Source organism: Streptomyces sp. MGP-P1, from assembly GCF_057766565.1.
Map to the genome: position 1 here is coordinate 1,408,337 of NZ_JBYMEM010000007.1, position 9,164 is coordinate 1,417,500.

The window sequence follows — 9,164 nt, forward strand, 5'->3', positions numbered from 1 at the left end:
GCTCGCCTTCGTGGCGTCCCACCGTCGTCCCAAGCAGCCGAGCCGCACTCGCGTGACCGTGCTCACCGCGACCGCCGCCGCGGCCGTGGCCCTGACCTCGCAGGCCGCCCACGCCGACCCCAAGCCGAGCAAGGGCGAGGTCAAGGCGAAGGTCGACAAGCTCTACCACGAGGCCGAGGCCGCCACCGAGAAGTACAACGGGGCCAAGGAGCAGCAGGACAACCTGAAGAAGGAAGTCGACGCGCTCCAGGACAAGGTCGCCCGCGGCCAGGCCGAGCTCAACACGCTGCGCACCGAACTCGGTTCGATCGCCACCGCGCAGTACCGCTCCGGCGGCATCGACCCCTCCGTGGCCCTCTTCCTCGCCTCGGACCCGGACAGCTTCCTCGACCAGGCCTCCGCGCTCGACCAGCTGACGGTCAAGCAGACGGAGTCGCTGCAGAAGATCCAGTCCAAGCAGCGCACCCTCGCCCAGCAGCGCAAGGAAGCGCAGGACAAGCTCGGCGACCTCGCCGACGTCCGCAAGGCGCTCGGCGAGAACAAGAAGAAGTACCAGGGCAAACTGGCCGACGCCCAGCAGCTGCTCAACTCGCTGACCCAGGCCGAGCGCGCCAAGATGCAGAAGGACGAGCAGCGCGCCAGCCGCGCCGCCAGCGACCGGGTCGAGCTCGGCAACGAGTCCCCCGCGTCCGGCCGTGGAGCCGCCGCCCTGGCCGCAGCCGCCACGCAGATCGGCAAGCCGTACGTCTCCGGCGGCTCGGGCCCCAGCTCCTACGACTGCTCCGGGCTGACCCAGTGGGCCTTCGCCCAGGCCGGCGTCTCCATCACCCGGACCACGTTCACCCAGCACAACGACGGCACGAAGATCGGCCGCAGCCAGCTCAAGCCGGGCGACCTGGTCTTCTTCAACAACCTGGCGCACGTCGGCTTCTACGCCGGCAACAACCAGATCCTGCACGCCCCGAAGCCGGGCACCGTCGTCCGCTACGAGTCGATGGACTACATGGGCACCTTCCAGTTCGGCGTCCGCATCTGACGGCACGGCCCGCCCACGGCGCACCCGAACGAGGGAATCGCCGGGCACCGCACTGACGCCCCGCCCCGCCGGAGACCAAGGTCACCGGCGGGGCGGCCGCGTTGGACCCCTCCGCCGCCACCGGCGCGGTCTTTTGCCGGTGCGTAGTCGCGCGATTACTGTCTGGCTGCCGCGCAGCTCCCGGTCTCCGTCCGCCCGTCCCGGGCGGCAGGGGCTGCGCACTACCGCGTCAGCGGAAGGGAGTGCGGCTACCTGTGGTGTCCCATCGCCGTTCCACACCGTCCGGCTTCACCAGAGGCGTCCGGGTCACGGTCGTCTCGGCGGCCGCCGCCACCGCGGCCGCGACGCTGACCGGGGCCCCGGCGAGCGCCGACCCGAAGGAGACCCGGGAGAGCGCCAAGGCAGCCGTCGACCGCCTCTACGGACAGGCCGAGCAGGCCACCGAGCGCTACAACGAGGCCGGGGAGCGCGTGGACCGGCTGCGCGGCGAGGCGGACCGCTCCCAGGACGCCACGGCCCGGGGCCAGGAACGCGTCAACCGGATGCGCGACGCGCTGGGCGCGATGGCGGGCGCGCAGTACCGCACCGGCTCCATCGACCCGGCGCTCGCCCTGCTGCTCTCCGCCGACCCGGACACCTACCTGGAGCGGGCCGCCGCCCTCGACCGGGCCGGCGCCCGCCAGGCGATGACCCTGGACAAACTGCGGCACGCCCAGCGCAAGCTCGCCCAGACCCGCGCGGAGACCACCCGCGCCCTGACCGAGCTGGAGCGCAACCGGGCCGCCGTCACCCGCCATAAGCACGCCGTCGAGTCCAAGCTCCGCGAGGCCCGCCGACTGTTGGACTCGCTGCCGCCGGAGGAACGCGCCGACTTCGAGCGGGCCTCGCGCTCGGGCCGCGAAGGGCCGCCCGACCTCTCCGGCGTCGCCCCCGGCTCGGGCCGCGCGACGTCCGCCGTGGCCGCCGCCCACCAGGCGCTCGGGAGACCCTACGTCTGGGGCGCCAACGGGCCCTCCGGATTCGACTGTTCCGGCCTGATGCAGTGGGCCTACGCCCAGGCCGGGGTGAGCCTGCCCCGCACCTCCCAGGCCCAGCGCCACGCGGGCCGCATGGTGCCCCTCTCCCAGGCGCTCCCCGGAGACCTGGTCGCCTACCGCGCGGACGCCAGCCACATCGGCATGTACGTCGGCAACGGCCAGGTCATCCACGCCCCCTACCCGGGCGCCCCGGTCCGCTACGATCCGGTCGGCATGATGCCCGTCTCCTCGGTGACCCGGATCTGACCGTACGAACGGATCTGACTGTACGAACGGATCTGACCGCACGGACGGATCTGACCGTACGATCGGCAAGGTGGCCGTACGAGGACGTGACGCGCGAGGGGGACGCCCCCGGGGACGACGGCGCCCGGCGGGCCCGCTGCTCGCCGTGCTCCTGACCGCGGCCGCCTGCACGGCCCCCGGCGACACGGACACCTCCCTCACCACCGGCGCCCTCGACGCCACCCTGGAACGCCGCGCGGCGGCCGTCCTCGCCCACGACCCGGCGGGCTACGTCGACGGCCTCGCGCCGGACGCCGCGAAGCTGCGGGCCGCCCAGCGCACCGAGCTGGACCGGCTCGCCGACGTGCCCCTGAAGTCCTGGACCTACGACGTCAAGGACATCGACCAGCAGGACGGGCAGTGGGCCACCGCCGACGTGGAGCTGCGCTACCGCATCGACGGGTACGACACCGCCCCGGTCGCCACCCGCCGCGTCCTGGAGCTGATGCGCGACGGCGAGCGCTGGTACATCACCGCCGACCGGCCCGCCGAGGGCGCCTCCGGGCAGCTGTGGCAGCAGGGGGACGTCGAGGTCGCCGAGGGCGAGCACAGCATCGTCCTGGGCGTCGGCCGGTCCAGGAGCGAGCTGCGCCAGGTCGCCGACACCGTGGACCTCGCCGTGCCGGCCGTCTCGGACGCCTGGCCGAGGCCCTGGACCCGCCGGGTGGTCGTCCTCGTCCCGGACTCCGTCGAGGACATGGCGGGGCTGCTGGGCTCCCCGGAGGCCGACTACCGGGGCATCGCCGCCGTCACCACCGGCGAGGTCGGCGGCACCGGCGAGCGCCCGGCCATCGCCGACCGGGTGATCGTCAACCCGCAGGCGTACGCCACCCTGGGCAGCTTCGGGCAGCGGATCGTCCTGACCCATGAGACGACCCATGTCGCCACCCGGACCAGCACCTCCACCGCCACCCCCGTCTGGCTCTCCGAGGGCTTCGCCGACTGGACCGCCTACCGGGGCGAGGACCGCGCCGCCGACACCATCGCCCCCGAACTGGCCGAGGCCGTCCGCAGCGGCCGGACCCCCGCCGAACTCCCGGCCGACCCGGACTTCGGCTTCGACGGCGACCCGGCGAAACTCGCGGGAGCCTACGAGGGCGGCTGGCTGGCCTGCGAGCTGATCGCGGAGCGGTGGGGCAAGGAGAAGCTGATCGCCTTCTACGAGGCCGTAGGCGCGCACGACGGGCGCGAAGGGGCGGTGGAGCAGGCGCTGAACGCGGTGCTCGACACCACCCCCGGGCAGTTCACCGCCGACTGGCGCGACTACCTCGCCACCCGGCTCGGCTGACCCCCGCCCGCGAGAAGAGCGCCCCGGGCACGTGGCCTCCCCGGCACCGTCGACCGCCACAGCCGCCGCCCCGCGACCAGCGAGGCAGCCACCAGCAGCCCGTTCCGTACGAGAAGGAGCGCCACGCCCCACACGTCGCTCGCCACCACATGGCCGAAGCCGACCGGGAACTCCAGCAGCGTCACCCCCGCCGCCACCAGCACCAGCACCGCCGGAAGCGTCATCGCCGCCTTCCGGAAGACCAGGCACACCGCCGCGAGTCCGACCAGCCACACCACGTACTGCGGGCTGATCACCCGGCTGGTGACCGTGAACAGCAGCACCGCGGTGAACGCCGCCTCGGCCGGGGTGTGCGCGGCGAACGTCCGGGCCCGCAGCCGCCACAGCAGCAGCCAGCCCAGTGCCAGGACGCCGAGCCCCAACGCCAGCGTCGACACCAGCTCCACGTGCGGGCCGACGAACTCCAGCGAGCCGTAGCGCAGCTCCACCCGCCCCTCCCAGCCGAACCGCCGTGCCACGTGGAAGACCAGTGCCCCCAGGGACTCGACCTCGGTGCCCCGGTCCCGCTGGAAGGCCAGGAACGCGAACGCCCCCGGCATCCACAGCGCGAACGCCGCCGCGAGCCCCGCCGCCGTCAGCGCCGCCGACGTCCACGCGGCCCGCGTCGGACGTCCCTTGCGCACCCCGACCAGCAACAGCGCGGGCCACCCCTTCAGCAGCGCCCCGAAGGCCGCCAGCGCCCCCAGCGCCCGGGGCCGGCGCACCCCCGCCAGCAGCGCCGCCACCGCGACCGCCGTCACCACCAGGTCGTAGCGGGCGTAGACCGTCGGACCCAGCAGCGGCACCCCCGCGATCCACACCCACGCACCCGCCGTCCTTATCCCCGGCCACCGCCCCGCGCACAGCAGCAGCCCCAGCACCAGCGCGTCGCAGAGCAGCACCAGCACGAAGAACGAGGTCGCGTACTCCAGGAACGGCAGCAGGGCGGGGGAGAGAATCGCCAGGGCGGCCCCGGGCGGGTACTGCCAGGTGACGTCGTCCAGCGGATACGTGCCGGTCAGCAGCGTCTCGTACCAGCTCCGGTAGATCACCGACACGTCCACCGTGACGTCCGGGCCGGGCACCGTGACCAGCTTGAACACACAGGCCAGCAGCCAGGCCCGGGTCAGCGCCCAGAGCGCGTACTGCCACGGCCCGGCGCCGACGGGTTCTCGTGCCGCCGTCGCCGCCATCGCCGCCTCCTCGTCGCTCGTGTCCGGCCGGGTTCCCGGCGGCTCATGATGCCGTCGGGAGAGCGCGACAGCGGTGAAGCGCGGCCGTTGGGTACTGTCGGCGACGATGGACAAGACCTTGATCGTGACCAATGACTTCCCGCCCCGCCCCGGTGGCATCCAGGCGTTCCTGCACAACATGGCGCTGCGCCTGGATCCCGACCGGGTCGTCGTCTACGCCTCCACCTGGAAGCGCGGCGAGGAGGGCGCTGCGGCCACCGCCGCCTTCGACGCCGAGCAGCCGTTCCCCGTGGTCCGCGACCGGACGACGATGCTGCTGCCGACTCCGCGCGTCACCGACCGGGCCACCGGTCTGCTGCGCGAGCACGGCTGCACCTCCGTCTGGTTCGGCGCCGCCGCCCCGCTCGGCCTGATGGTCCCCGCGCTGCGCCGCGCGGGCGCCCGGCGCCTCGTCGCCACCACCCACGGCCACGAGGCCGGCTGGGCGCAACTGCCCGCCTCCCGACAGCTGCTGCGCCGGATCGGCGACGCCACGGACACGATCACCTATCTCGGTGAGTACACCCGCTCCCGGATCGCCGGGGCCCTCACCCCCGAGGCCGCCGGGCGCATGGTCCAACTGCCGCCCGGCGTCGACGAGAAGACCTTCCACCCGGCGTCCGGCGGGGACCGGGTCCGGGCCCGCCTCGGGCTCTCGGACCGCCCCGTGGTCGTCTGCGTCTCCCGTCTGGTGCCGCGCAAGGGCCAGGACACGCTGATCCTGGCCATGCCCGCGATCCTCGCGCAGGTCCCGGACGCCGTGCTGCTGATCGTCGGCGGCGGACCGTACGCCAAGGACCTGGAGCGGCTCGCGGCCCGGACCGGGGTCCAGGACTCGGTGCGCTTCACCGGCCCCGTTCCCTGGGCCGAGCTGCCCGCGCACTACGGGGCCGGGGACGTCTTCGCGATGCCCTGCCGCACCCGGCGGCGGGGGCTCGACGTGGAGGGCCTCGGGATCGTCTACCTGGAGGCGTCCGCGACCGGGCTGCCCGTGGTGGCCGGCGACTCGGGCGGCGCCCCGGACGCGGTGCTCGACGGCGAGACCGGGTGGGTGGTGCGCGGCGGCAGCGCCGAGGAGTCGGCGGACCGGATCGTGACGCTGCTCGGCGACCCGGAGCTGCGGCAGCGGATGGGGGAGCGGGGCCGGGCCTGGGTCGAGGAGAAGTGGCGCTGGGACCTGCTGGCGGAGAAGCTCAAGACCCTGCTGTGACCACGCCGTACGACGGAGGGGCCCGCGCCTGGTCACCAGGCGCGGGCCCCTCCGTACGCGTCTCACCGCGCAGGTGCGTCCCACCGCGCAGGTGCGTCCCACCGCTCGGGCGCGTCCTACCGCTCGGGCGCGGTGGTTCTCTCAGGCGCGGTGCACCCCTCAGGAGCGGTAGATCGACTCCACCTCGTCCGCGAAGTCCTTCGCCACCACATTCCGCTTCAGCTTCAGCGACGGCGTGATGTGGCCCGCCTCCTCGGTGAACTGGGCGGGCAGGATACGGAACTTGCGCACCGACTCGGCCTTGGAGACCGCCGCGTTCCCGTCGTCCACCGCCCGCTGCACCTCGGCCAGCAGCTCCGCGTCCTCGCGCAGCGACAGGGCCGTCGAGCCGACCGGCTTGCCGTTCTCCTCGGCCCAGCGGCTCAGGAACTCCTCGTCCAGCGTGACCAGCGCGCCGACGAACGGACGGCCGTCGCCGACCACCATGCACTCCGCGACCAGGGCGTGCGCGCGGATGCGGTCCTCGATCACCGCGGGGGCGACGTTCTTGCCGCCCGCCGTCACGATGATCTCCTTCTTGCGGCCGGTGATCGCGAGGTAGCCGTCCTCGTCGAGCGTGCCGATGTCCCCGGTGTGGAACCAGCCGTCGGCCAGCGCCTCGGCCGAGGCCGACTCGTTCTTCCAGTAACCGGTGAACAGGTGCTCGCCGTGCAGCAGTACCTCGCCGTCGTCCGCGATCCGCACGACCGAACCGGGCAGCGGCTGGCCGACCGTGCCGATCTTCGGCCGGTCCCACGGGTTGAACGCGGTCGCCGCGCAGGTCTCGGTCAGGCCGTAGCCCTCCAGGACCGTGAAGCCGATGCCCCGGTAGAAGTGGCCGAGCCGCTCGCCCAGCGGCGCGCCGCCCGAGATCGCGTACTCGCCCCGGCCGCCGAGGACGGCGCGGAGCTTGCCGAAGACCAGCTTGTCGAAGAGCCGGTGCTTGAGCCTCAGCCCCAGCGCGGGGCCCTGCGGGGTGCTCAGCGCCCGGCTGTAGGCGATCGCCGTGTCGGCCGCCCGGTCGAAGATCCTGCCCTTGCCGTCGGCCTGCGCCTTGGCGCGGGCCGCGTTGTAGACCTTCTCGAAGACCCGGGGCACGCCCAGGATCAGCGTCGGCCGGAACGAGGCCAGCTCGTCGGTGAGGTTCTTGATGTCCGGCACACAGCCGAGCTTGATCGGGGCCATCACCGAGGCCACCTCCACCAGCCGGCCGAAGACGTGCGCGGCGGGCAGGAACAGCAGCACCGAGCACTCGCCCGTACGGAAGAGGGGCTTCAGCCGCTCCACCACGTTGCCGCACTCCGCGAAGAAGCTGCGGTGGGTGAGCACACAGCCCTTGGGGCGGCCCGTGGTGCCCGAGGTGTAGACGATCGTCGCCGGGTCGTCGGCCTTGGCGCTGCGCGTGCGCAGGTCCATGGTCTCCTCCGAGACCTCGGCCCCCGCCCTGCCCAGGGCCTCCACCGCGCCCGCGTCGATCTGCCAGACGTGCTCCAGCTCCGGCAGCGCGTCCCGTACGGAGGCCACGGAGGCGGCGTGCGCCTCGCTCTCCACGAGCACCGCCACCGCCCCCGAGTCACCGAGGATCCACTGCACCTGCTCGGCCGAGCTGGTCTCGTACACCGGCACGGTCACCGCGCCCGCGCTCCAGATCGCGAAGTCCAGCAGCACCCACTCGAAACGGGTGCGCGACATCAGGGCGATCCGGTCGCCGGGCTGCACGCCCGAGGCGATCAGACCTTTGGCGGCGGCTCTCACCTCGGCCAGGAACCGCGTGGCGCTGACGTCCGTCCAGACGCCGGCCACCTTGCGGCTCATCACCGCGACTTCGGGATGCTGAGCGGCATTGCGGCGGATGAGATCCGTCAGGTTGCCGTCCGTCGGGACCTCGTACAGGGCCGGAAGGCTGAACTCGCGCAAGACTGCTGCTCCTCATCGGGCTCCGGTGCCACGGCTCTGTGTGACGCACCGGCTGCGGTCCAAGATTGGCGGGTGCTCAGTGGGGTGAGCACGACTGGACTGCCCGGACGTTACCCACCGGTACTCGGTTCCGGATAGGGGGTTCCGGCCAGATGTCTTATGCATCACACATATAAATGGCCCTTTCGCGCACAGTAGTCCACTGCCGTCCCGACGTGGAAGTAACCGCAGGTCCGGACGGTCTACCAGCGACGGAAGCGGCACCCTAGGGTGATCCCATGCGAGGCAGTGAACCGGACAGCCGGGACCGGGCCGGGGGATCGACCCGGATCCACGTGGTCAGCGACGTACACGGGAACACCGAGGCCCTGGCCCGCGCCGGGGACGGCGCCGATGCCCTGATCTGCCTCGGTGACCTGGTGCTCTTCCTCGACTACGCCGACCACTCGCGCGGAATCTTCCCCGACCTGTTCGGCAGGGAGAACGCCGACCGCATCGTCGCCCTGCGCACCGCCCGCCGCTACGACGAGGCCCGCGCCTTCGGCCGCGAGCTGTGGGCGGGCCGCGACCGCAACACCGAGATCCTCGGCGCGGTGCGCAAGCAGTACGCCGAACTCTTCGCCGCCTTCCCCACTCCGACGTACGCCACCTACGGCAACGTCGACGTCCCCGGCCTCTGGCCCGAGTACGCCCGCCCCGGCACCACCGTCCTCGACGGCGAACGCGTCGAGATCGGCGGGCGCGTCTTCGGCTTCGTCGGCGGCGGCCTGAAGACCCCGATGAACACCCCGTACGAGATCAGTGACGAGGAGTACGCCGCCAAGGTCGAGGCGCTCGGCCCGGTCGACGTCCTCTGCTCGCACATCCCGCCCGAGGTCCCCGAGCTGACGTACGACACCGTCGCCCGCCGCTTCGAACGCGGCAGCCGCGCCCTGCTGGAGGCCGTCCGCGCCACCCGCCCCCGGTACGCGCTTTTCGGCCATGTTCACCAGCCGTTGGTCCGCCGGATGCGGATCGGTACCACCGAGTGCGTCAACGTCGGCCACTTCGCCTCGACCGGAACACCCTGGGCGCTGAGCTG

Annotated in this window: 7 protein-coding genes (1 of these 7 cut by a window edge); 5 read left to right on the forward strand and 2 right to left on the reverse strand. The window is 72.9% G+C overall.

The genetic code is table 11. From position 1 onward, the window contains the following. Positions 1–10: 10 nt before the first annotated feature. The 3 genes from AC3CH1_RS27790 to AC3CH1_RS27800 all read left to right on the forward strand — a co-directional run bounded on the left by AC3CH1_RS27790 (position 11) and on the right by AC3CH1_RS27800 (position 3,646). Positions 11–1,036 carry a C40 family peptidase gene (locus AC3CH1_RS27790; RefSeq protein ID WP_488465414.1) on the forward strand — a complete coding sequence of 342 codons (1,026 nt, stop codon included), beginning with the start codon at positions 11–13 and terminating at the stop codon, positions 1,034–1,036. Positions 1,037–1,290: 254 nt separating this feature from the next. Further along, positions 1,291–2,319 (forward strand): C40 family peptidase, encoded by a 1,029-nt coding sequence (locus AC3CH1_RS27795; protein WP_488465415.1) that lies wholly within the window; start codon positions 1,291–1,293, stop codon positions 2,317–2,319. Between the two features lie 70 nt (positions 2,320–2,389). Beyond that, positions 2,390–3,646, forward strand: coding sequence for a hypothetical protein (locus AC3CH1_RS27800; protein WP_488465416.1), 1,257 nt, complete (start codon positions 2,390–2,392; stop codon positions 3,644–3,646). On the opposite strand, the gene AC3CH1_RS27805 is transcribed toward AC3CH1_RS27800, so the two are convergent. Next, the gene (locus AC3CH1_RS27805; RefSeq protein WP_488466755.1) at positions 3,622–4,878 is read right to left on the reverse strand and encodes a glycosyltransferase 87 family protein; all 1,257 of its coding nucleotides are present in this window, start codon (positions 4,876–4,878) and stop codon (positions 3,622–3,624) included. The genes AC3CH1_RS27800 and AC3CH1_RS27805 overlap by 25 nt on opposite strands. Before the next feature lie 106 nt (positions 4,879–4,984). On the opposite strand from AC3CH1_RS27805, the gene AC3CH1_RS27810 reads away from it, so the two are divergent. Then, positions 4,985–6,127 (forward strand): glycosyltransferase family 4 protein, encoded by a 1,143-nt coding sequence (locus AC3CH1_RS27810; protein WP_488465417.1) that lies wholly within the window; start codon positions 4,985–4,987, stop codon positions 6,125–6,127. A gap of 159 nt (positions 6,128–6,286) precedes the next feature. On the opposite strand, the gene AC3CH1_RS27815 is transcribed toward AC3CH1_RS27810, so the two are convergent. Beyond that, positions 6,287–8,083, reverse strand: a complete 1,797-nt coding sequence (locus AC3CH1_RS27815; protein WP_488465418.1) for an AMP-dependent synthetase/ligase — start codon at positions 8,081–8,083, stop codon at positions 6,287–6,289. Positions 8,084–8,361: 278 nt separating this feature from the next. Between AC3CH1_RS27815 and AC3CH1_RS27820 the strand changes: the two genes are divergently transcribed. Then, positions 8,362–9,164, forward strand: the 5' portion of a protein-coding gene (locus AC3CH1_RS27820) for a metallophosphoesterase family protein (protein ID WP_488465419.1). The gene runs 4 nt beyond the window's last position; the window shows 803 of its 807 coding nt (coding positions 1–803); its start codon is at positions 8,362–8,364; the stop codon falls past the right edge of the window.